We start from the raw sequence: 22,914 nt of genomic DNA, 5'->3' as shown, positions 1-22,914 counted from the left end.
AGTAAAACCACATCAGTAACAGAAGAAAATTGAGAGAATAAAAATACAGCCAGAAATATCGGATATAAGATCCGGATAATTTCCTGGCTGTATTTTTATTTACCGGATATCCGCGCCAGGCTTCATGATCTGAAGCAGGATCATCGCACAGATGAACGCTCCGATGCCGGGAACTGCACCGCCGATCCCTACAAAACGAAGTCCGGCATATTTTACGATCATTCCACCCATGGCAGAACCGGCTGCAATACCAAAGTTAAAGAAAACCGAGATCAAAGAAGATGCAAGGTTTACACAGGCAGGATGCTCTCTGGTAGCGATCTTCAAAAAATGCATCTGCAATGGTGAGTTCAGAAGATACATCACAACACCGAGGATAAACAGTACCAGTCCTCCGCTTATCAGATTATGGGTGGCAATGGGCAGAAGCAGCAGACATACAGTTTGGATGACGTAGATCAGGGGCAGCATGTGGATGCCGGTTTTGTTTGCCACCTGACCGGAGCTTACATTGCTGGTGATCGCTGCAATACCAAAGATCAGAAGCGCAAGGCTCAGCATGGAATCCGGAATATGGAGCTCCTGCTGGAAAATCGGTGTCAGATAAGTATAGAAACAGTAAGTGGAGGCGCCTGCCAGGAAAACGATGGCACAGCCAATGGAGATCCTTTTGTCCAGAAAAAGCTTAAACTGTTCCAGAATACTTCCGGCCTTCAGCCGGTTCTGCCGCGGCAGTTTCACAAACAGAAGCGCCAGCAGAGCCAGGGTTGCCACGAAGATCGTGATAAAAGCCGCACGCCAGCCAAAAGTTTGCGTGATAGTGGAAGCGATAGGCACACCCACAACAGAAGCAACGCTGAAGCCTGAAAAGACACCTGCGATCACACCTGGGATATGCTCCGGGATGGAAGCAACATCTTCCGCATAAGTCATGGAGATGGAAACCACAGTACCGGAAACCACAGCCGTAAGAATACGGAACACCAGAAATACCATGTAATTGACAGCAATGGCACAGATCAGATTGCAGAGCGCAAACAGTGAGATCCCCAGCATGGTAATACGAAAACGGTTGTATTTTCCCACATAGGCAGCCAGAAACGGAGTGCCAAGGCCATAGGCAAAGGCAAACAGAGATACAATGCTTCCGGCCTGAGTCAGTGAAATTCCGAATCCGTCCGCAATTTCCGGCAGGATACCGATCACAGTATATTCACTGGTACCCAGAAAAAAGCTGAGCATGATCAGGCCTACAACAGCCGGATTAAAAAATCGAGCTTTGGATGATGACATGATGATAAGTCCTCCCTGAAAAAATTAAAGATTAAATATCTGCATCAGAGAAATTTTTTTCAACAAGAAAATCTCCTTCAATGCGGTAAAAGAATATCACAATTTACACTACGTTTCTTGTTTACAGCTGTCAGATTTTTGTAGTATATTGATATCAGGAAGCGGGGAGGAGAAGAGAAGATGGAAATACCGGTATTTGGAAAAGAACAGTATCCGCTGAACAGAGAGTCCGGACTTTCCTATACGATTTCGGATATTTACAAGCATGTGCCAATACATACTCATAATCATTATGAACTTTTTATCATTTCAGAGGGTACGGCCTATCATATGATCAATGATTCCGTGCAGACAGTAAGAAAGGGGGATCTGTTTTTTATACGCCCCAATGATATGCACAGCTATAACTTTTATCATTCGGAGAATTTCTGCGTCCGGAATCTGGGCTTTTCTACCCAGGTGCTCCGGAATGTTTCTCTGTTTCTGGAGCAGGAGGAAAAGATGGATAAACTGATAAACAGTGAGATGCCTGCCTATGTACATCTGGAAGGGGAAAATTTCCGCAAGGTTCTGGATGCAATGGATACTGCGGGAAAGCTGGTAAACAGCAGCCATCCCCGGCACGCAAGATATCATGCGCAGTGTGTCATTGCGCTTCTTCTGGAGGATTATTTCTTCACTTATGATGAAAAGGATCCCTGGAATCAGATGCCTTCCTGGCTGTCAGAGCTTCTCTTAAATATGTCAAAGATTGAAAATCTCCAGGAAGGCTACGAAAAAATGTGCGAGTTGGCTCCCTGCTCTCCAAGCCATCTCTGCAGGCTGCTGAAACAGATCTGTGGGAAAACGCCTACCCAGTATATTAACCAGGAGCGTCTGAAATATGCAGTTTATCTTCTGGCACAGACAGACCGGGAGATTCTGGATATCTGTGAGTGCTGCGGATTTTCCAATGTGAGCCACTTTTATCATCTGTTCCGGGAGCAGTTTGGAGTGTCACCGGCGAAATTCAGGAAGACGGTGTGATCGGGTATGAGTTAGAAGAGGCAGAACAAAAGTTTTATCTGAGAGATCACAGATGCGGACAAGCCATATTACTTTAAGGACCGTAAGTTTGATGAGGAGGTATGGGAAAAATAAATGAAAAATAAAAGATACCTGGCATTTTTACCAGAAAGCTTATCAGCCTGGATGAATTTGTAAAGATCCCGGCGGTGTACCTGAATTATAAGAAATACAGATGAGTGAAGGATCTGACAGTGAAAAGCGAATAGGAACAGAAAACAGCAGAGCTGTATGTCCCGGGATTACAGGGAATATACAATTCTGCTGTTTTATTTTATGAGATTATCTGTTTTCCGCAAGATATTCTTCTGTAAGAGCAACCGCATCCGTGATGCACTGCGGGCAGCTGCAGAGGACCTTGCCTGTCTCTACACCTTTTAATTCACGGCAGATGCAGGAGCCGTTTTTTTCTTTGAATTTCCCGATATAGGTGCGAAGCTTTTTGTAAGTGTCACCTTTGGAGCCGGAACCTTCTTCGGTATTTCCGCGGCTGTTGGAAAGTCCGATGATCATAGCCATACCGGAAATAGCACCGCACATTTCCATAACACCCATTCCAAGGCCGAAACCCTCAGCAATACGGAACATCTCGTTTTCATCGATGCCAAATTCCCGGCAGAAAGAGCAGGCAACTGCCTGTGCACAGTTGCAGCCATTCTCGTGTAATTTTGCAGCGTATTCGGCTTTTGTACTCATGATTTCTTATCCTCCTGATTTCAAATCGCAAGTAGGTTTTTGATCGCTTCCATATAAATCAGTACCGCTTCTTCCATACCGGAGACCAGGATAAATTCATCGGCTCCGTGGATGCGGTAGTCAATTCCCTCTTTTTCAGGTCCGAAGGCTATGATGTTTTTGAGGGATTTTGCGTAAGTGCCGCCTCCGATGACCATTGGTTTGTGCTCGGTATCGCCGGTCACATCTGTGTAAGCTTTGTAAAGAGCATTTACCAGCGGAGATTCTCTTGGGAAGAATAACGGGGCAACAATCTGTGTGATCTCAATACGACCGTTTTTATCTTCCAGTCTGTCCTGGCACATTTTGCGGATATCGGTCTCATTAAGAGTTACCGGAACACGGATATCGATGGTACAGGAAATGACACCGTTTTCTGTTTTTACGATTCCGTTGCATAACGTCAGATCGCCGTATTCATCTGCAAATTTCAGACCAATGCCGGAGCCGTCACATGCAGTGCCGATATGGGAGTTATAGAATTCTACAAAGTCATCTTCAAAGCCTGCTTCTGCCAGGCATTCAAAGGTTACTCCTGCAGCATTGACACCGAGATGAGGAGTGCTGGCATGGGCCGGAACACCTTTGGCGTAGATGGTGAGTCTGCCATTTTCTTCGCTTACCTTATATTCCTGGAGCTTCGTCCGGGAAAGTGCGGATTCCAGTTTTTCCTTCAGACCGTCCTCATCGGGAACAACGGTTGTACAGGTGTCACACATTGCATTGGATACAAAACCGCCGTTTATGGAGATGATTCGGGTGTTTTTTGAGCAGGCGATCATGGCAAGCTGGCCTTTTTCGCCGTGGATACATGGGAAGCTGGCATCCGGTGTGAAACCGCAGGAAAGCTCTTCTGCTACCTGATTGTAGTGAGCCATACATTTGGAACCTGTTTCCTCGTTGCAGCCCATGATCAGGCGGACTCTTTTGTTCAGCTTCACGCCGTGATCGCGGAGAAGCTTCATAGCATAGAGCGCTTCCAGGATAGGGCCCTTGTCATCAGTGGTCCCGCGGCCGTATACATGATCGCCTTCACGGGTAAGGCGGAACGGATCGTAGGTCCAGTCTCCGCCTACAGGAACGATATCCAGATGACCGGCGATGCCGACGATCTCATCGCCCTCGCCCATTTCGGCATAACCACAGTAGTTATCCAGGTTTACGGTTTTAAAGCCAAGTTCTTCGGCGATCTTCAGTCCCTCTTTCAGGGCTTTTGCAGGGCCCTCACCAAATGGCTTTCCCTCGGAAGGGGTACCGAGCTGGGAGTCAATGGCAACCAGTCTGCCAAGATTTGTGAGCATTTCTTCTGATAATGCGTGGATTTCTTCTTTAATATCCATATTGATTTCCTCCTATTTACAGCGTTCCGGAAAGTGACAGGATGGAACGCTGGTGTTATGAGCTCTATTATAGCATAGATTGTAATGAACGGCAGAGTAGATTTTTACCTGTTGAAGACGTATCGATCCATTCGGCGGAAGGCTTCCTCTATGCGGGAACGGGGTGAGGCCAGATTCATTCTCAGGTGACAGGAACCGAAAAACATCCTGCCGTCCTGGACGGCAACACCGACATCCCAGCAGGCTTTTTCCACATCCTCGATTGTTTTGCCATGGGCGGCACACCAGTCGGTGCAGTCGGCAAAGAGCATGTAGGTGCCTTCAGGCCTGGAAACGTTGACACCATTAAAGTGCCGGTCAATGTAATCACAGGCAAAGTTTACATTTCCGCTTAGTACTTCGCATAGTTCATCGGTCCATTCATAGCCCTCAGGCTGATAAGCGCCAAGCAGAGCGTGCATGGACAGAACATTCATCATATTATAATGGCTCAGACTGGACTCTTTCAAAATACGATCCCGCCACCAGCTGTTGTATACAATGTGATAGCTGCCAACAAGCCCTGCAAGATTAAAGGTTTTGGATGGAGCGTAGAAGGCCGCTGTACGCTGGCGGGCATCTTCACTGACGGACTGGCTAGGGATATGCTTATGGCCGTTCAGGATGAGGTCAGACCAGATCTCGTCTGAGATGACATAGACATCATGTTTTCGGTAAAGTTCCATGGCTTTTTCCAGCTCCCAACGCTCCCACACGCGTCCACAGGGATTATGCGGATTGCAGAGAATGGCAGCGTGGATCTTCTTTTCCCGGAGTTGTTTCTCCATGTCTGCATAATCCATTCTCCATATGCCGTTTTCATCCCTTACCAGCGGAGAATGTACGGCCTCGTAGCCGTTGTTTTTTAGACTTGTTGTGAAGCCTATGTATGTCGGGCTGTGAACCAGGACGTTATCACCGCGGGAGCAGATGCAGTTCAGTGTACTGATAACTCCGCCCAGAACGCCATTTTCGTAGCCAATGTGCTTGGGCTTCAGACCGGTGACACCGTGACGTGTTTCCTGCCAGCGGATGATGGCCTTATAATATTCCGGCGGGGCTTCGAAGTAACCGAAGGCCGGGTGACCGGCCCGTTCGATGATCGCCTGCTGTATGGTAGGTACAGTAGGGAAGTTCATGTCTGCTACCCACATCGGGATGGCATCGAAGCCTTCTTTCGGCGGGGCAGGAGAGAAACCATCGCCCTTCAGGCCGTCTACTGCGATGGAATCTCTGCCATGCCGGTCAATGATGGAAGTGAAGTCATATTTCATATGGATACTCCTTCTGAAAGATTCTATTTGCTTCACCTTATCATATTTTTGGGGGAGAGGCAATTCCTTTCCATTTCAGTATGATGTTCCGAACCCTTCAGGTCCTTCTGGCATATGCTAAAATCAGAAGTCAAAAAAGGAGTATCTGCATGAAAAATAAAAAACGGATCGCATTGGCGGTGGCAGTCGTGCTGGCGGTGACGGCGCTGCCGATGACAGTTTTTGCATCAAAGAAAGATAAGGAAGAGGAGAAATTGAGCAAAGTCACTTTAAATGAGGTAGCACATTCTGTTTTCTATGCACCCCAGTATGTTGCGATCGAGAAGGGATATTTTGCGGAGGAAGGTCTGAATCTGACACTGGTGACGGGATTCGGAGCAGATAAAACGATGACTGCTGTGATTTCCGGTGAGGCAGATATTGGATTTATGGGTGCAGAGGCATCTGTTTATGCTTATCAGGAGGGCGCCACGGATCCTGTCGTAAATTTCGCGCAGTTAACTCAGCGTGCGGGGAATTTTCTTGTGGCAAGAGAAGAGATGCCTGATTTCAAGTGGGAGGATCTGAAAGGAGAGAAGGTTCTTGGCGGTCGTAAGGGTGGCGTACATATAACTATGTAAATTATGAGACGATTGTGATTCTGTGTAACTGGGTGGATGGGATGAATAGTGCGAAGAATGTATAAAAGAAGTGGCGGAAATACCAGCAATGATATTTCCGCCGTTTTACAACTCTGAATATCCGATTCAGAGCTACTTTGTATTTATATAATACTGCATGGATTACTTACCGTCAATAAAGAAGGAGCCAGATTGTCCCGACTCCTCCAAGTATATGTCCGCAAACACATACCCCAATTGTTATTAATATACTGCAACAACTCTAAATATGCAATAAACAAGATAAAACTTTTATTTAAATTTATATTTTGCGGAATTTTGTTATCTCTTTCCAGTTTGATGGGAATCCCATATATTCAAAGAGAACATTCAGCTTAAGATTTGAATTCTGTTTTTCGTACTTACTGAAAATATGCAATAGTTGTTTTTTAAATTGTATAAAATCTGTTTTGGAAAGTAGATAACGAAAAGCAATAACAACACTGAATAAGTCGTTTTTTCCTTATATGTATTTTGAACCATTTTTAGAAATGTTCAATTTTTTATGTAACAATGTATCTGGAATGTCGATATATGTGCGATAAGAAAACAGGCGTTCATTATGTGCACATACGTTTCGGTACAGCGTTAATACCTTCAAATACTTTATCATTTCATTTTTCTTAACATTCCCAAAATCCTGGCAAACTGTTCCCTGTATATTCTGAGGTAAAAATTCAAACATTTTGGATATCTGACCAAAAGTAAGTGTATTCATAATCACCCATAATGGAATATTATGATATTTATTACGCTGATAAACAAGATAATCATGATCCCTATTTTGTTTCGCCATCGTATCAAGCATCTTAATTAATTTTGCGATTCCATTTTTATTTTTTGAAAGATTGTTATAATTGTTAGGATTGAGATATTCTTCCTGACGCTCCCCATGCTTTTTACAGAAATGATAAGAAATGGACGAACGCATTCTTCTTTCTACACGGCATAAATATTTAAAAAAGAGTCCACGCAGTTCTTCATCAAATTCATAAAGAGATACGATATCTTCAAAACGTGCTTCGTTAATATATTTACGAGTATGAATATCAATAAATGGATGTTTATATCCACCAATCAATGCATAATAACTGATATTTTGCAGAGCTTCTACCGCGAAATCAGAATCTACAATAATCAGATTTTTTTCACTTTTCAGTTTTTCAATCTGTGTAGTATATGTAATAAATGGTTTGCTCATATGTACCTCTCAGCAAAATATTTTCAGATAAAGAAAAAGGAGAGGGGCCTCGGCACCCTCCCCCGATCGCAGGCTTCACGAGTTTCTGCAATCTGATCACTAAAGATAATATAACCGATATAACTTGGAAAGTCAATCAGAAATTATCCTTGCGTTAAATTATATTCAATCAGGATTTTTTTATACCCACTTGTTTACAAGTATGCAAATTTCAATTATTATGGTGGTAAGATTATTTGAGGTGGTAAATTTCGTTGCAACCACGCACCCTATAGGTTAAAAGAGATGCAGGAGCCGCGACGCCTGCCAAATAATCTCTTTCATCTATAAAATGCTCTGTTCCCGGCGGATAGGGCTTTTATTCATGAATAAATTGATCCCACGGTTCATATCCATTCATGTAAGAAAATTCTTCTTCAGTTCTGAATCCTTCCAGTAATGCCTTCTTCATTTCTTTGGCATACGGATTTTCAGTATCCCGGAATTTCATGTGCTGATATAATTTTGATTCTCGAAAATCACCCATGGTATCTACGTTCTCCAAGAGTTGCTTTGCCATCTGAAAAGTGCCTTTCACATCTTTTTCGGCAACAACAACATTTAACATTGCTGCGCATTCATGATATTTTCCCATGTCAAATACATTGGCTAAAATACTCATTTTTTTTGCCAGATATTTTGCATATTCATGATTCTTTTCTTCAAGAGCTTGGGTGATCATGGTACCAAAAGTCAGATTTAATGTAGTATACGTTGAAAAGACTACATCTTCAAGTTTTTCATATGCATCTTCTGTTTTTCCCTGCTTCATATATAATTGTCCCATTTTTACTTTTTTCACAGGATCATAGTCGGAAAAATAACGTAGATATTTTTCTGCCATAGCATAATCCTTTTTCCTTAAATAAAAGCCAAACAGGGAATCTGCTGCATGGTGCTGGATTTTTTCCTCTTCGTCATTCAAGGCTATTTCATACCAGGCATTGATTTGTTCATCGTACTTATCTGGATTATCACATTCACCAATAATTCTTCGGGAATCGAGCATTACTGCGATCTGCCAGATAAGCAAGTTGCAGTTTGGGTATTTTTTTATGGTATTTACAGCCCATTGATATGTTTTTTCGTAACCTTCCTCTGAAAACATTTTGTCCATCTTCTGAATAAATTCTCCGATTTCAAAATCTGTCAATTTTTCTTGAAAAGACAACAGGGTATCCAGAGAAATATGCAACAATCTTGCAATAGGTGACAACAATTCAATGTCTGGCTTAGAGTTGCCATTTTCCCATTTATTTACTGCTGGAGTTGTAACACCAAGCCTGTTTGCCATCTCTTCCTGGGTGTATCCGGCTTCTTTTCTGTATTTTTTTATCACACTACCAATATTCATTTAAATTCTCTCCTAACAGATTTTCCAAAAGCTTTTGTAACTAAATCATAACAGCATTCAAGATATAGCACAATTGAATTGTTGTTAATTATCTTTCAGATTTTTTAACTGCCGGGAAAATAACCTACTGCTCTACATTTACCTGTAGCTCTCGGCATTCTGCGATGGAAGGTATCCCGCAAAGGAGATTCCTGAAAGAGCAGAACTGAGTTTGAATAATAGCATGGCGATGCTGTTATTTAAACGATGCCACATTTGAAGAAAGGTATATTTCTACCAATGATCATCTGATCTTTTCTCCGGCACACTGTTATCAAAAATATATTTTGCCAATTCCTGTACCATTGTAAGTCCCGTATCGTTCAGATCTGTTGTCTGCCCCATATAAAAAGCAACGGCATTTGCCACATCATCACTTGTAATATCAGAAGCTGGCTTATCAGGCAATGCATTTCGGATTGTCTTTATGGATTCGGCTGTAGCAACAGTACTTGTAAGTTCTTTGTTCTGCATACTGGATTTTATATCACGCAATATGGATACAAACTGATTCTTGATTTTTTCAATATCTGCTTCATTCAATCCTAATTTCTGCCAATTTAAAAACTGTTTATCTTTTATAATTTCTTTTCGTTTTGCCGGTTCTGCATTCATTAAATCCGTCAACTGATCTACTGCAAAATCAACCACCTGGTTTCGAGCCATGACTCCCTCGATAATGGTACCATCAAAGAAATTGCGAATCATAATACACAGGCGTGGAAAGTGCTCATGTTCTAACAGGCAGTTTAAAATATTTATATCTATTCTTCCGGTAATTAACCTCTTTACAGGTTCTTCAGAAAGTCCTAATTCTGAAATATCATAACTTTTTGGTGTGGTAATCTGTGTAATTCCAAGCAGATAATCTGTGGAAACATGAAAAAATCTGGCTGCATCTATCACGATACTTATATTAGGATTTTTTGTTTCACCACTTTCGCTATGGCTGATCTGTGAGTGTGTCACATGAAGCTCCTCAGCCAGTTGTTTTTGGCTCATGCTACGGTCTTTGCGTAAATTACTTAACCGATAAAGAAATTACTGATCTACTGGAAAATACAAACTTTTTCAATGCGGGTAAAAATACGGATAAAGCAGTTGAACTTTTGCAGAAGTTTTTCCCCGCAATGGAGAATTTTCAGACACAGATTCGAAAGTACGATCAGACACTTCGTTCCTTAAAGTCAGATAAATCATCTTTGCAAAAACAGACAGAGAATTTATCCAGACAGGTAAAAGAAGCAAAATCCAGTAGTATGCGAAAAAAATGGATGATGCCAGACTCAGGGCGGATTATGAAAATCTGCAACATCTGGTAAAACGTATTCCACCGGGAATACTGGAATTGGCAAAAAGAGGTCAGTTAAGCCATTCAGACCGTGAACGATAAAATTATTTTAAAGTGGACAGACACGAAAACTGTCCACTTTTTATATGATAATGATAGAAAATTTAACAGAATGAGGATGTGATAGCCTTGTGTAAACCAACGTATTATCTCTGGCGCAGCGACTTCTCCTCACAGGAAGAATTTGAAGCTGAACGTAAGAAATATACGGATAGTGGTTTCCGGGTTGTCACATTTCTGGATGGGAACTCGGATGCCGATATTCACAATGGTATCAAAGCAATGGTTAGAAATCACTGGAATGATATATCATGATTTCAACAAACTGGAATTTATCGTCTTGTTCCATTCTTATCAAAATTCTTTTTTAATGCTATTTCTGTTGGGAGAATAGATCCAATTAAAGGAATAAGTTGAACACCACAGATAATTCCTCCTATACTCCCAACACAATCTTCATTTTTTCCAATTACTAAAAGCATGAATATTACTGTTATCGGCAACATAACCATTCCACAGACATACCAAACTTTACCACAATATTTATGAGCAAATTCCCATGTGTCTTTGTTCTTCATAGACATCGAAGTCCGATATCCAAATACTGAATTTATTTCCTTTGGAGCCTTTTTCATAAAATATCTTCCAAAACCAATCATCGTAAATGGAAGAAGCAAATCCATAATCAACATAAAAATCCAAAACCCCATTGTAAACCTCCTTTACTACAACTTCCGATTTCACGCTTTCTTGATTGGATGTCTAATTACAGTTTTCCATTTTTCCGGGGCAACCTTTCTTGCATCAGACATATAAATCTCGTGGTGCAATCTATCTTTGTTAATATCATTCACATACCCATTTTGTTCTACATAAGTATCCATAAGAGCAACGGTTGCTGGCTCATCATCAAAAGAACCTATGTGCATAATTTGGACGCATAATCCTTCATCAATCGTAAGATACTCTGCGGATGAACAATCGAGTTTCTTCTTTTTGGTTGCTGTTTCTACCGCCCAGTCAAAATTGGCTTTAGAAATGAAATCAGGCAGACGAATGACAGAAATCCAGTTAAAAGCAGATTTATTTGTATAATCTACACCTTCGATATCATCCTGCCACCAAAAGCCTTCCAATGGAGGGACAACATATTCAAAAAAGCCTTCAATTTTATAATCAGTCTTGTAACTCATTTTTAATGTGTATGCAACAGCATATAAAACACTAATCGCTTGTTGATATGCACCGCCTTCTTCGTTTGGATTGCCTTTACCTCTGACTGCAATGTAATTAGCCTTCGGGACATTTACAATCTCTGGTTTTTTCTTCGGCATATAAAATTCTTTATATTCTTTCTTAAAATCAAAAGCCATAACTACCTCCGTCAAATTTCCAAAATCTAATCAAGCGGATATTCGCAATCCGCTTTGCTACTTGCTCATAACCGAATAACTGCTCCGCAGTTTATCAGAAGGAGCTTGCACTCCTCCTGATACAAGCAAGTCCCCACCCACTGCTTATTTCTTTTCGCAATTGAAGCAGGGGACTTACTTGATTCGATTAAATATTTCCTTAAAATCATATCAAATCTCACATGTTTTCGCAATCTATCATCAATATCAAATATTTCATAATTTTAAATGCCTTCAATTTGACTATATACTTTTTCTTACCCATAATATATAACGATATTACATAATGCATAGTATTTAAATTTACATTAATGAAAGGGGCAGCTATGAATGCAGGATATGTCCGTCTCTCCCGAGATGATGATAAGAAAAATTACGTTTCCATAGAAAATCAGAAGCTGATCATCAGTCAATATGCCAATGATCATGGCGTAAAAATTGACCGCTGGTATGAAGACGATGGAATTTCCGGCTATATTTTTGACAGACCTGGATTTCAGCAGATGATGGCAGATCTGGATCAAGAGATTGATACCGTATACGTCAAAGACTTCTCCCGTCTTGGCAGACATAATGCAAAGGTTCTTCTGCTTCTGGATGAGTTCCAGGAGCGTGGCAAACACTTGATTGTCATTGATGACAACTATGATTCCATGGATTCCAGTGATGACACCATTGGTATAAAAACATGGTTTAATGAAAGGTATGTGAAAGACACCAGTAAAAAGATCAAACGTGCCATCGGAGCCCGGCAAAAAGAAGGAACTTTGATCACCAGACCCCCGTTTGGGTACCGTCGCAATACAGAAGATAAAACGATTTTGGAGATTGTGCCAAAAGAAGCGGAATATATCAGGAAGATTTATGATTTATACCTTTCCGGTTCCGGTTATCGAAAAATCGCTACGTATCTGACAGAGCACAACGCACCGACTCCGTCTATGATACAGCGGGAACGTGAAATCGAAGAAGGAAGATTATCCAAAAGACAGGTGGCTTCCAAATGGTCGGATGCCATGATAAAAGAAATCCTGGACAATGATTTTTATATTGGAACGTTTCGGTTGAAAAAGCGTGCAAGGAATACCGTTCATGGAAAGGACAAACGTGTCCCAAAGGAAGAACAGTGTATTTTCGAGAATCATCACCCGGCGATTATTGACAAAGCTACCTTTTCACTGGTGCAGGAATTAAAAGAAAAACGTAACCGCACGAATTATCGTGGAAGCCGTGGACAGTGGCTTGGTTCAGAGATTCCCAATCCTTTCGGAAGCTGTCTGTATTGTAAGGACTGTGGCAGCCGTCTTACACCGATCAAGCGTCAGACATCCAGCAGGGAACGAAAATATTATATCTGTACGACATATAACACCAAAGGCAGGCGTTATTGCTCCAAGGCTCATCTGATCGAAGAAGATGATTTAATGGAAGATGTTCTGACTTATATCAAACTATGCAGAAATGCTCTCAGTGAAGTCATTGCTACCTATGATTTGAAAGATTTTGAAGCAGAAAAAAAAACAGTCGAAGAAAAACGACAGGAACTACATAGAGAAATCGGTGACCGAAAGAATCAGCTGAAAGTTTTACTTACACAGAAAGTAAAAGATCTGGCAGTTGCTAACGGAAATGAAAATTTGATCAATGAGACTTACGATTCCATGCAGAATGATTTGTTTGCTCAGATTCATGGTCTGGAAATGCAGTTAAAGGAACTGGATGAAGCAGCAATCGAAACGCCGGATGTAAAAGATAAATTACGGAATGCTCTTGATGTAGTAGATAAGATCATTGCCGGGGGAACGCTTGACCGCAGAGATATTGAACTTCTCATAGAAAAAATTGTGGTGGATGAGGACGGAATGCCGGAAATTACTTTAAAGTATGGACTATCCAATCTGATTCATTATAGTCCTTCCGATGAAATGAACCGCAGAGAAAATACGATAATTGCTATCGTAATGAAGCTGATCGCTGAGGATGAGCGTGGCTACACATCTGCCAAGTATCTGTCTGAGCACATCACAGATCTTGGATTCAAAAAGACAAAGCAGAGTATTCTGCCCTATATTGAGCTGGCGAAAAATCTTGGAATTCTGGAACCCACAGAAAACTCGCTGAAGCCGTATAAAATCGTAAAATCAAAAGAAGAAATTACGGTGCTTGTCAAAGACTATCTGCCGGATACGTCAGATATCTCAGCAGAAACCACCGCAAAACAACTATCGGATAAATATTTACATTGTAATACAGGCGACAGGTGGAATGCCGGAAATGGTATTTGAATATATACTGAAGAAAAACAGCATTGATCCGCAAAAGGATCTGATCATTGACCAGAGTATTGATTTCGGTTCCACGGCAGCAGCCTTTACAGGTGATGATTCAGCGGCATATACAGTAGAATTCGAACCATCTGCAACTATTCTGGAAAAAGAAGGAGCGGGCTATGTAGTGGCATCTCTCGGGGAGGCATCCGGATATGTACCATATACATCCTACAGTGCAAAAGCAAGCTACATGAAAGAAAATCCTGAGATCATCCAGAAATTCACCGATGCACTTCAGAAGGGAATGGACTATGTGCAGAGTCATACGCCGGAGGAAATCGCGGAAGTGATCGCACCGCAGTTCAAAGAAACAGATCTTGAAACCATCACTGCCATTGTAAAACGTTATTATGACCAGGACACATGGAAAGAGAATCTCATCTTTGAAAAAGACAGCTTTGAGCTTCTGCAGGATATCCTGGAAGATGCAGGAGAGTTGACGGATCGTGCGGCGTATGAAGATTTGGTGCAGACGGAGTATGCACGGAAAGCATGTGAAAGTTAAAGAAAGTTTAAAAAACATGGGAAAAACCTGCGGCTTTTATAAAAACCGCAGGTTTTTGTACGTAACAAAGAAGGAATAAGAAAAAGAGAATGTCAGAATATGCTATTGAGTGACTGAAAATATTAGATAAAAAGTTCCAAAATAGTATTTAATAAATGGATGAAAATGATTCGTTAAACATAAATGGTGTAAATAAATTTAAAATAATTCAAAAAAAGTTTAAATGAGGTCAAATGAAATATAATAAAGATATGGTAAAAATGCACAAAAAATATCAAATAAAATTATAAAAAATATAGAAAAGATAAAATGTAGTTGAAAATTACTAAACAATATGCTATCTTTTACTTAACAAAAAACGAGACGTGCTAAACGGAAAACTAAACAAAATTCATGGAAAAGTTTAAAGGAGGACATGGTATGAATTTTAAAAAGGTAATGGCAGCAGTACTTGCAGGAACAATGGTATTCGGAATGGCTTCTTCTGTAAGTGCAGCAACAGAGGTTTCATTCTGGACACTGAGCACAAGACAGAATGCGGTTGAGCCGATCGTAGAGGCATTCAACGAAGCAAACCCGGATATTAAAGTAACAGCTTCTTTCTATGACACAGATGGAATCAAGGATGCCTGCAAAGTAGCAGCTTCTTCAGATACACTTCCAAGTATGTGGTTTAACTGGGGCGGCAGTCTTGGAAGCTTCTATGAGGAGAATGGAAAGACATATGATCTTACACAGTATGCGAAAGATAACGGATGGAACGACAAATTTACAGAATCTTCTTTAAATCTCTGTACATTTGAAAACAAGCTTTCCGGATATCCGACAAGCTACAATGCACTTGGTGTTTACTATAATAAACAGATCTTTGAAGATAACGGAATCGAAGTTCCTACTACATTCGAGGATTTCGAAGCAGCTCTTAAGACTCTGAAAGATAACGGAGTTACACCAATGGATACAGCCGGACTTAACGGATGGCATGTAATGAGATGGTTTGAGCTTCTTGTTGAGCACTATGCAGGTGCTGAGCTTCATGACAAGCTGAACACATTTGAGGAGAGCTGGAACTGCGATGCAGTAGTACAGGCTTTTGAGAAATATAAAGAGTGGGTTGACGCAGGATACTTCCCGGATGGTTTCCTTACACTTGATCCGAACGATACCATCATGGCAATGGGTACAGGAGAGTGTGCAATGGATCTCCAGGGACAGTGGTATGACGGACAGTTCATCCAGAATGATCTTGATCCTAACAATTATGGTGTATTTGCATTCCCGTCAGGTGATGACAACCGTATGTCTGCTTTCGCAGAGATGACACAGTTCAATGCTAATCTTTCTGATGAAGAACTTGATGCATGCGTGAAGTTCATGGATTACTATCAGAGTGATGAGAATGTTGCAGAGTATGGTGAGTACTATAACGTACCGCTTCCTGTACAGGGCGCTGAAGCTCCGGCTGAGCAGGTCAACGTAAACGGTATGCTTGAAACATCTAATGAGAACGGTACATTCACGATCACTGACCAGGCATTCCCGACAGAGGTTGCAGATGTTCTCTTTAATGCACAGGATGCAGTTGCAAACGGCGAGATGACACCGGAAGATGCAGCAGCTAATATCCAGAAGGCAATTGAAGAATATCAGGCTAAATAATCATAAAAGCATAACGGGGCGGCCAGAGCGCAGGCTTTGGCCGCTTTTTTCAGTAAAAATGGAGGTGATCCGGAATGAAGAAAAAAAGAAAAGTTGATTTTGGGGCATATGCGTTTCTGATACCGGCAGCAGTGATCTACCTTTCCGTAATTGTGGTACCGGTATTTTACTCACTGTTTATCAGTATGTTTAAATGGAACGGTGTTGCTGAGAAGGAGTTTGTAGGTCTGTCAAACTATGTTAATCTTTTTACAAATGATGCAACATTTATGATCGCGTTGAAGAATAACCTGGTCTGGATCGTACTTACGATTGTACTTCTGATGACGGTTTCTCTTGGCTTTGCGGTCATTCTTAACAAACAGTTCCGCGGACGTACCGTGTTCCGTGCATTTTTCTATTTTCCCTGCGTTATCGCACCAATCGCGGTAGCGATCATCTGGAGATGGATCTACAATCCGAACATCGGATTTATCAATCAGTTTTTCAAGGTACTTGGGATTAATTTCAAACAGACCTGGATCTCTGATCCGAAGGTGAGCCTGTATGCAATCTTTGCGGCAGCACTGTGGCAGGGGATCGGCCAGCCGATGATCCTTTTCCTGGCAGGTCTTCAGGCAGTATCCCCGGATGTCCTTGAGGCAGCAACCATTGATGGTGCAGGTCCGGTCCGTAAATTCTTCAGTGTTACCGTACCGCTTATGAAAGAAACATTCGTTATGGTTCTTGCAACACTGATCGTAGCAGCTATGAAGGTTTTCGATATTGTACAGGGTCTTACAGGAGGCGGTCCAAACAACTCTACACAGGTTCTGGCAACCTATATGTATTCTCAGACATTCCAGTATAACAATGTAGGTATGGGAACTGCAGTTGCCTGTGTCATGGTAGTCATGATGCTTGTGGTGATCATTCCGTATGTTTCCTTCACGGCAAAAGAAAAGTAGGAGGTGCAGACAATGGACGGAAAAACAAAAAAAATCACAAAAAAAATATTGCTGTACGTACTTCTGATAATTTTGGCACTGATCTGGATCGTTCCGATCTTTACATTGGTCGCAACAGCATTGAAACACAAAAAGGATTTTATGAGCGGACTGAGTCTGTTCCAGCTTCCTGCTGAAATTGCCTGGGATAACTTTACCAATGCCATTACAAAGGGAAATCTTTTTACTTATATGAAGAATGATCTGATCATTTCCTGCCTGAAGGTACCGCTTGGTATTTTTGTAGGTGCTATGGCTTCCTTTGCACTGACAAGACTGAATATCAAGCACCGTATAGGTATCTTCGTATTCTTCCTTATTGGTATGATGCTTCCGATGCAGACAGCACTGGTACCGATCAACATCATCTACAGCAAATTGAATCTTCTGAATACATATTTCGGATTATTCTATGTATATATCGGATTTGGTATTTCCTACTGTATCCTGATCATGCGAGGTTTCATGTTGGGAATTCCGAAAGATATTGATGAGGCTGCATGTATTGACGGATGTAATAAATGGCAGCTTTTTTACAAGATCATCCTGCCGATCGCAAAACCGGCGATCGCAACACTGTTTATCACAGATTTCCTTTCCACATGGAATGAGTATCTTCTGGCCAGCGTTATCATCAACGACAATGCCATGAAGACAGTACCGGTTGGTATTATGACATTCGTAGGTGAGCACGGAACAGACTATGGTTATCTGTGTGCAGGTGTACTTGTTTCCGTTATTCCGGTTATGGTGGTATATCTGATCTTCCAGAGATATTTCGTGGAAGGTATGGCCGGAGCAGTTAAATCATGATATTTGATGCAGACTGCTGCATGGCGGTATCGTGAACAGCAGCCCGCGCATGAATACAGAAAGAAAGAGGACGACTTATGAGTACTTGCAAATATACAGAATCCGTAGAAAAATGGGGAACCTTTGAAGCAGAAATGTCAGGCAGACATGAGGGAAATCCGTTTACGGATTATACAATTCAGGGAACCTTTAAGGGCAAGGAAGAAACAAAAACCGTAGACGGTTTCTATGATGGAGACGGAATCTACCGCGTACGTTTTATGCCATCTTTTGAAGGTGATTATACATTTGAGATCAAAGGAAGCTTTTCTGATGAAGTGTATACAGGTGCATTTCATGTAACACCGGCAGCAGAGGGCAATCACGGACCGGTCCGTGTATCCTACACCTATCATATGGCATATGAAGATGGAAAACCTTATTATTCCATCGGAACAACATGCTATGTGTGGGAACTTCAGAGCGAGGAGCTTCAGAAACAGACACTGGAGACACTGGCAGACAGTGCATTTAATAAGATCCGTTTCTGTGTATTCCCGAAACATTATGACTACAACCTGAATGAGCCGATCAGCTATCCATATGAAGGAACTCCGATGGACAGCTCTGTACTGACATCTGAGAATTTTCTGGAATATGTTGGCTGTACAGCAGGCAATGATTTTGATCACAAGAGATTTAATGTAAAACATTTCCAGCACATTGATGACTGTATAAAGAAGCTGATGGACCTTGGGATCCAGGCTGACATCATTGTGATGCATCCATATGACAGATGGGGCTTCAGTGAGATGAGTGCAGAGTGTGATGATCTTTACTGGAAATATCTCATTGCCAGAGTAAGTGCATACAGAAACGTATGGTGGTCACTTGCCAATGAGTACGATCTTTTCCCGAAAAAGACAACAGAGGACTGGGAGCGTTACGCAGCTATTATCCAGGAAAAAGATGTATACAATCATCTTCGTTCCATTCACAATTGCAAGAGTTTCTATGATTATACAAGACCGTGGATCACTCACTGCAGCATTCAGAGACAGGATCTTTACAAGTCCTCCGAGATGGTAAATGAGTGGCGGATCCGTTACAAAAAACCGGTAGTTCTGGATGAGATTGCATATGAAGGAAATATCCAGCATGGATGGGGAAATATCAGTGGAAAAGAAATGACAAGACGTTTCTGGGAAGCATTCTGTCGGGGAGCATATCCGGGACACGGAGAAACCTATATGAATGATGAGGGAATTCTCTGGTGGTCTCATGGCGGCAAGCTTCACGGAGAAAGCCCCGAGAGATTTAAATTCCTCCAGAAGATTATGGAGGAGACACCGGCACCGGGACTTCGTCCGCTGGAAAATCAGTGGGATGAGGTTGGTGCAGCAGTAGATAATAGTCTTCAGGATATTAAATATTATATTTTCTATTACAGCTTCATGCGTCCGTCATTCCGTGAGTATCATATCGATGATGAGACAGAATTTGAGGTAGAAGTAATTGATACCTGGAATATGACGATCGAGAAGAAAGGAATCTTTAAAGGCAAGTTCCGGATCGACCTGCCTGGAAGAGAATATATGGCTGTACGTGTACGTGAGGTCAAATGATCATTTTTGCGGGGAGCTGCCTGTGAGCAGCTTCCCGCTTTGTGTTGACAGTGCAGAAGAAAATGTTTAAAATCAAGGAGAGAATGTTTAGTAAGAGGGAGCGGCATGAAGATTAAAGCAGCGGATATAGCAAGAAATCTTAATCTTTCCAAGGCAACTGTATCTCTGGTTTTGAACAACAAGCCAGGGGTCAGTGAAAAGACCAGACGGAAGGTTTTCGATTATATAGAAGAAGTTACCGGAGAACCGGAAAAACAAAAAGAAGAAAAAGATAAACAGAATCAGGAATTGGAAAATAAAAATATCATCAAGGTGCTTTATATTGACAATCATCTCAGGTTCCTCAAAAATTTTGAATTGGATGTATGCCCGGATAGTCTGACGATATTTGAACAGGAAGCCAGAAGAATGGGCTGTATCGTCAGTGTGACTTATGCTTCTTCCACAAAAAAAGAAGACGTGGAGCGCGTAGTGCGTGAGGCCAATGAGGAAAATGTGGCAGGTGTGATCCTGTATGCAACAGAGATGCAGCCGGATCAGTTTCCACCGTTTCGGGCGATCCGAAAGCCAATGGTGATTTATGATAATGATCTTGGAAATGAATATCATTGCGTTACCTTCGGTGGAGTGGAAGGAATCAGAGATTGTGTGGATTATCTGGTTTCCAGAGGATGCCGGAATATCAAATATATGGCCAACACCCAGGATATCTTTAATTTCCAGCAAAGGCGTGCAGGATTCCGTGCAGGACTTCGGAAGAATGGCCTGCCGCTGGAGAAAGAGTCTATTTACTCGCTGGGAGAAACTACCAGTGAGGTATGTGAGGCAACACTGAAATATCTGGATACTCATGAATTGCCGGATGCCTTTATCATGGAAAATTATCAGATATCCATTGGAGTGATGCGTGCGTTACGGCAGAAGAAAATTTCGGTTCCGGAAGACATTTCTCTTCTGGGTGTGGATGAGATCCCGGACTATCTTACCGGAGATATCCTTCTTACCACACTTCGGATGGAGCATCTGGAACGTGCGCATGTAGCCATGCTTTTCCTGGAACAGGAGATGAAGGGGGCGATTTCCTGTAAATTCAAATCGTTTTCTACCTGTAAGATCATTCCAGGGCAGACGGTCAAATAAAATGAAAATACAGATGAGGAGAAAATAAAATGTTATTTTTTGTAAACGATTACTGCGAGGGAGCTCATCCGGCGATCCTCCAGAAGCTTCTGGAAACCAATATGGAGAAACTTTCCGGTTATGGCACAGACAAATACTGTGATTCTGCAAAAGAGAAGATCCGTAAGGCCTGTGGCTGCCCGGATGCTGAGGTGCTTTTCCTGGTGGGAGGAACCCAGACCAATGCCACGGTCATAGGTTCTGTCTTGAACCGTTATGAAGGTGTTCTTGCGGCGCAGACCGGACACGTAAGCTGTCATGAGGCCGGAGCGATCGAGTATACAGGACATAAGGTACTGACACTTCCGGCAGAAAACGGAAAGATCAAAGCAGAAAGTATCACAGATTATGTGGAAACTTTTTACGGGGATGAAAGTCACAACCATATGGTATTTCCGGGAATGGTTTATATTTCCCATCCGACAGAGTACGGAACACTTTATACGAAGAAAGAGCTGGAGGAAATTTCCGAGGTATGCCATAAATACGAGCTTCCGCTATTTCTGGACGGAGCAAGACTTGGTTACGGTCTGGTAAGTCCGGAAGCAGATGTGACACTTGAGGATATCGCCAGATGTACAGATATGTTCTACATCGGCGGAACCAAGGTAGGAGCACTTTGCGGTGAGGCAGTGGTCTTTACGAAAAAAGCTCCGAAGCACATTATGACTATGGTGAAACAGCAGGGAGCCCTTCTGGCAAAAGGCCGTCTTCTGGGAATCCAGTTTGACACACTGTTTACCGATGATCTGTATACAAGGATCAGCAAAAATGCTATTGAAACAGCTATGAAGCTGAAAAAAGCCCTTCAGGAAAAAGGATATCAGCTTTTCTTGGATTCTCCCACGAACCAGCAGTTTGTAGTTCTGGAAAATAAAAAGAAAGAAGAACTGGGCAAAGAAGTGCAGTTTGATTTCTGGGAAAAATATGATGAAGATCATACAGTGATCCGTTTTGCCACAAGCTGGGGAACAAAAATGGAAGATATTGATGCGCTGATCGAGCTGCTGTAGGGCTGTCGGCAGATGATAAAAGAGATGAGATGGAAAAACTCCGTAAGGTCCGGGTGAATGCAGGCCTCACGGAGTTTTTGTTTTCGGAAATTATAACTTTTTACCCTTTTCAGCAGCTGCGGTAAGCGCTTCAAATACGGCACTGCGGAAGCCGCTCTTTTCCAGGGTGCGGACACCTTCAATGGTAGTTCCTGCCGGTGAGCAGACCATGTCTTTCAGGTCTCCAGGGTGTCTGCCGGTTTCCAGAACCATTTTTGCACTGCCGAGAACAGTCTGGGAAGCAAATTTATAAGCCTGCTTACGAGGCATTCCCTGGCTGACAGCGGCATCTGCCATGGCTTCGATAAACATAAACACATAAGCCGGTGCACAGCCGCCTACAGCGCCTGCGGCGTCCATCAGACGCTCCGGTATCACTTCGGTACAGCCAAAGCTGTCTGTGATCTTAAGGATTTCTGCCAGTTCGTCTTCCGAAACCCGGTCATTGGCACATACAGCAGTCATTCCGGCTCCAACCTGTGCAGGCGTATTAGGCATAAAACGAACAACCTTCAGAGGAAGACCGGCTTTTTCTTCCAGCCATGCAAGCGTCTTGCCGGGAGCGATTCCGATGATGGTGTGCTCTGTCGTGAGGCTGTCGTGGATCTCCGTGAGAACTTCCTCATAAAACTGCGGTTTTACTGCAAGAACGACAGTTTTTGCAGATCTGACTATTTCATTGTTATCCAGAGTGGTGACAACACCAAGAGTTTTTTTACTGCGCACTCTGCCTTCTTCTGTAAGGTTGGAAACAATGATCTCGTCCTTTGAAAAGATCCCATGACGGAGAATACCGCCGATCATGGCAGAGGCCATATTTCCACATCCGATAAATCCAATCTTCATAAACAAAAATCCTCCTTAAAATTTATAAAAAAAGACACGCCTGACTGCGTGCCCTCTTTGGCAATGAAAGCAGATAACGGGAATCGAACCCGCCTCCTCAGCTTGGGAAGCTGATGTTCTACCGATGAACTATATCTGC

At 42.2% G+C, this 22,914-nt stretch carries 19 protein-coding genes, 1 tRNA gene and 2 pseudogenes; 11 read left to right on the top strand and 11 right to left on the bottom strand.

All coding sequences use genetic code 11. From position 1 onward, the window contains the following. Positions 1-99: 99 nt before the first annotated feature. Complete coding sequence (locus tag EYS05_RS02750) at positions 100-1,293, bottom strand: MFS transporter (protein ID WP_138276552.1); 1,194 nt, start codon at positions 1,291-1,293, stop codon at positions 100-102. Between the two features lie 180 nt (positions 1,294-1,473). Between EYS05_RS02750 and EYS05_RS02745 the strand changes: the two genes are divergently transcribed. Next, positions 1,474-2,319 (top strand): AraC family transcriptional regulator, encoded by an 846-nt coding sequence (locus EYS05_RS02745; protein WP_118625814.1) that lies wholly within the window; start codon positions 1,474-1,476, stop codon positions 2,317-2,319. Between the two features lie 321 nt (positions 2,320-2,640). Here EYS05_RS02745 and EYS05_RS02740 read toward each other — a convergent pair whose 3' ends face one another. From EYS05_RS02740 to EYS05_RS02730, 3 genes are all read right to left on the bottom strand, one after another. Then, positions 2,641-3,054 carry a C-GCAxxG-C-C family protein gene (locus tag EYS05_RS02740; RefSeq protein WP_138276551.1) on the bottom strand — a complete coding sequence of 138 codons (414 nt, stop codon included), beginning with the start codon at positions 3,052-3,054 and terminating at the stop codon, positions 2,641-2,643. 20 nt (positions 3,055-3,074) lie between these two features. Further along, on the bottom strand, positions 3,075-4,433 hold the full coding sequence (locus EYS05_RS02735) for a M20 family metallopeptidase (protein WP_138276550.1): 1,359 nt from the start codon (positions 4,431-4,433) through the stop codon (positions 3,075-3,077). 104 nt (positions 4,434-4,537) lie between these two features. Further along, on the bottom strand, positions 4,538-5,746 hold the full coding sequence (locus tag EYS05_RS02730; protein ID WP_138276549.1) for a MalY/PatB family protein: 1,209 nt from the start codon (positions 5,744-5,746) through the stop codon (positions 4,538-4,540). A gap of 149 nt (positions 5,747-5,895) precedes the next feature. Here EYS05_RS02730 and EYS05_RS02725 point away from each other — a divergent pair. Continuing rightward, positions 5,896-6,351, top strand: a pseudogene (locus EYS05_RS02725) (ABC transporter substrate-binding protein); the annotation flags it as partial. A gap of 517 nt (positions 6,352-6,868) precedes the next feature. Here EYS05_RS02725 and EYS05_RS02720 read toward each other — a convergent pair. From EYS05_RS02720 to EYS05_RS02710, 3 genes are all read right to left on the bottom strand, one after another. Then, positions 6,869-7,606 carry an Abi family protein gene (locus EYS05_RS02720; RefSeq protein WP_243119193.1) on the bottom strand — a complete coding sequence of 246 codons (738 nt, stop codon included), beginning with the start codon at positions 7,604-7,606 and terminating at the stop codon, positions 6,869-6,871. A gap of 358 nt (positions 7,607-7,964) precedes the next feature. Next, positions 7,965-8,999 carry a helix-turn-helix domain-containing protein gene (locus tag EYS05_RS02715; RefSeq protein WP_138276547.1) on the bottom strand — a complete coding sequence of 345 codons (1,035 nt, stop codon included), beginning with the start codon at positions 8,997-8,999 and terminating at the stop codon, positions 7,965-7,967. A 273-nt stretch (positions 9,000-9,272) separates the two neighbouring features. Further along, positions 9,273-10,040 carry a helix-turn-helix domain-containing protein gene (locus EYS05_RS02710; protein WP_138276546.1) on the bottom strand — a complete coding sequence of 256 codons (768 nt, stop codon included), beginning with the start codon at positions 10,038-10,040 and terminating at the stop codon, positions 9,273-9,275. Positions 10,041-10,509: 469 nt separating this feature from the next. Between EYS05_RS02710 and EYS05_RS02705 the strand changes: the two genes are divergently transcribed. Further along, positions 10,510-10,704, top strand: a complete 195-nt coding sequence (locus tag EYS05_RS02705) for a hypothetical protein (protein ID WP_138276545.1) — start codon at positions 10,510-10,512, stop codon at positions 10,702-10,704. Between the two features lie 17 nt (positions 10,705-10,721). On the opposite strand, the gene EYS05_RS02700 is transcribed toward EYS05_RS02705, so the two are convergent. Together EYS05_RS02700 and EYS05_RS02695 are read right to left on the bottom strand one after the other, a co-directional pair. Beyond that, positions 10,722-11,099, bottom strand: coding sequence for an SdpI family protein (locus tag EYS05_RS02700; RefSeq protein WP_003864540.1), 378 nt, complete (start codon positions 11,097-11,099; stop codon positions 10,722-10,724). A gap of 30 nt (positions 11,100-11,129) precedes the next feature. Next, complete coding sequence (locus EYS05_RS02695; protein WP_138276544.1) at positions 11,130-11,762, bottom strand: GyrI-like domain-containing protein; 633 nt, start codon at positions 11,760-11,762, stop codon at positions 11,130-11,132. Between the two features lie 365 nt (positions 11,763-12,127). On the opposite strand from EYS05_RS02695, the gene EYS05_RS02690 reads away from it, so the two are divergent. From EYS05_RS02690 to EYS05_RS02660, 8 genes and pseudogenes are all read left to right on the top strand, one after another. Further along, positions 12,128-14,086 carry a recombinase family protein gene (locus EYS05_RS02690; RefSeq protein ID WP_243119192.1) on the top strand — a complete coding sequence of 653 codons (1,959 nt, stop codon included), beginning with the start codon at positions 12,128-12,130 and terminating at the stop codon, positions 14,084-14,086. Next, a pseudogene (locus tag EYS05_RS17565) lies at positions 14,061-14,636 on the top strand (ABC transporter substrate-binding protein); the annotation flags it as partial. The gene EYS05_RS02690 and the pseudogene EYS05_RS17565, both read left to right, overlap by 26 nt. A gap of 420 nt (positions 14,637-15,056) precedes the next feature. Next, positions 15,057-16,295 (top strand): ABC transporter substrate-binding protein, encoded by a 1,239-nt coding sequence (locus tag EYS05_RS02685; RefSeq protein ID WP_118512929.1) that lies wholly within the window; start codon positions 15,057-15,059, stop codon positions 16,293-16,295. A gap of 74 nt (positions 16,296-16,369) precedes the next feature. Beyond that, positions 16,370-17,242 (top strand): carbohydrate ABC transporter permease, encoded by an 873-nt coding sequence (locus EYS05_RS02680; RefSeq protein ID WP_118512928.1) that lies wholly within the window; start codon positions 16,370-16,372, stop codon positions 17,240-17,242. 12 nt (positions 17,243-17,254) lie between these two features. Continuing rightward, a complete protein-coding gene (locus EYS05_RS02675) occupies positions 17,255-18,094 on the top strand; it encodes a carbohydrate ABC transporter permease (RefSeq protein ID WP_118512927.1) in 840 nt (279 codons plus the stop codon). A 77-nt stretch (positions 18,095-18,171) separates the two neighbouring features. Next, entirely contained in the window at positions 18,172-19,698 is a 1,527-nt protein-coding gene (locus tag EYS05_RS02670; protein ID WP_138276543.1) for a DUF5605 domain-containing protein, read from the top strand. A 105-nt stretch (positions 19,699-19,803) separates the two neighbouring features. Continuing rightward, complete coding sequence (locus tag EYS05_RS02665; RefSeq protein WP_118625075.1) at positions 19,804-20,838, top strand: LacI family DNA-binding transcriptional regulator; 1,035 nt, start codon at positions 19,804-19,806, stop codon at positions 20,836-20,838. A gap of 29 nt (positions 20,839-20,867) precedes the next feature. Then, positions 20,868-21,890: a threonine aldolase family protein gene (locus EYS05_RS02660; RefSeq protein ID WP_138276542.1), complete on the top strand. Its 1,023-nt coding sequence runs from the start codon at positions 20,868-20,870 to the stop codon at positions 21,888-21,890. 90 nt (positions 21,891-21,980) lie between these two features. Here EYS05_RS02660 and proC read toward each other — a convergent pair whose 3' ends face one another. Together proC and EYS05_RS02650 are read right to left on the bottom strand one after the other, a co-directional pair. Beyond that, positions 21,981-22,775 carry a pyrroline-5-carboxylate reductase gene (gene proC, locus EYS05_RS02655; protein WP_138276541.1) on the bottom strand — a complete coding sequence of 265 codons (795 nt, stop codon included), beginning with the start codon at positions 22,773-22,775 and terminating at the stop codon, positions 21,981-21,983. 68 nt (positions 22,776-22,843) lie between these two features. Beyond that, positions 22,844-22,914, bottom strand: a tRNA-Gly gene (locus EYS05_RS02650).

The sequence above is a fragment of the Blautia sp. SC05B48 genome (genome assembly GCF_005848555.1).
Lineage (GTDB): Bacteria > Bacillota > Clostridia > Lachnospirales > Lachnospiraceae > Blautia_A.
Note: the sequence above shows the minus strand (reverse complement) of the source record. Positions and strands in the feature narration are given on the sequence as shown.

Bases quoted from the DNA above. Each gene is read 5' to 3' on its own strand.
- EYS05_RS02720 (WP_243119193.1), bottom strand. From the start codon at position 7,606: ATGAGCAAACCATTTATTACATATACTACACAGATTGAAAAACTGAAA.
- EYS05_RS02690 (WP_243119192.1), top strand. From the start codon at position 12,128: ATGAATGCAGGATATGTCCGTCTCTCCCGAGATGATGATAAGAAAAAT.
- proC (WP_138276541.1), bottom strand. From the start codon at position 22,775: ATGAAGATTGGATTTATCGGATGTGGAAATATGGCCTCTGCCATGATC.
- EYS05_RS02665 (WP_118625075.1), top strand. From the start codon at position 19,804: ATGAAGATTAAAGCAGCGGATATAGCAAGAAATCTTAATCTTTCCAAG.
- EYS05_RS02730 (WP_138276549.1), bottom strand. From the start codon at position 5,746: ATGAAATATGACTTCACTTCCATCATTGACCGGCATGGCAGAGATTCC.
- EYS05_RS02750 (WP_138276552.1), bottom strand. From the start codon at position 1,293: ATGTCATCATCCAAAGCTCGATTTTTTAATCCGGCTGTTGTAGGCCTG.
- EYS05_RS02675 (WP_118512927.1), top strand. From the start codon at position 17,255: ATGGACGGAAAAACAAAAAAAATCACAAAAAAAATATTGCTGTACGTA.
- EYS05_RS02735 (WP_138276550.1), bottom strand. From the start codon at position 4,433: ATGGATATTAAAGAAGAAATCCACGCATTATCAGAAGAAATGCTCACA.
- EYS05_RS02680 (WP_118512928.1), top strand. From the start codon at position 16,370: ATGAAGAAAAAAAGAAAAGTTGATTTTGGGGCATATGCGTTTCTGATA.
- EYS05_RS02660 (WP_138276542.1), top strand. From the start codon at position 20,868: ATGTTATTTTTTGTAAACGATTACTGCGAGGGAGCTCATCCGGCGATC.
- EYS05_RS02670 (WP_138276543.1), top strand. From the start codon at position 18,172: ATGAGTACTTGCAAATATACAGAATCCGTAGAAAAATGGGGAACCTTT.
- EYS05_RS02715 (WP_138276547.1), bottom strand. From the start codon at position 8,999: ATGAATATTGGTAGTGTGATAAAAAAATACAGAAAAGAAGCCGGATAC.
- EYS05_RS02700 (WP_003864540.1), bottom strand. From the start codon at position 11,099: ATGGGGTTTTGGATTTTTATGTTGATTATGGATTTGCTTCTTCCATTT.
- EYS05_RS02740 (WP_138276551.1), bottom strand. From the start codon at position 3,054: ATGAGTACAAAAGCCGAATACGCTGCAAAATTACACGAGAATGGCTGC.
- EYS05_RS02685 (WP_118512929.1), top strand. From the start codon at position 15,057: ATGAATTTTAAAAAGGTAATGGCAGCAGTACTTGCAGGAACAATGGTA.
- EYS05_RS02745 (WP_118625814.1), top strand. From the start codon at position 1,474: ATGGAAATACCGGTATTTGGAAAAGAACAGTATCCGCTGAACAGAGAG.
- EYS05_RS02710 (WP_138276546.1), bottom strand. From the start codon at position 10,040: ATGAGCCAAAAACAACTGGCTGAGGAGCTTCATGTGACACACTCACAG.
- EYS05_RS02695 (WP_138276544.1), bottom strand. From the start codon at position 11,762: ATGGCTTTTGATTTTAAGAAAGAATATAAAGAATTTTATATGCCGAAG.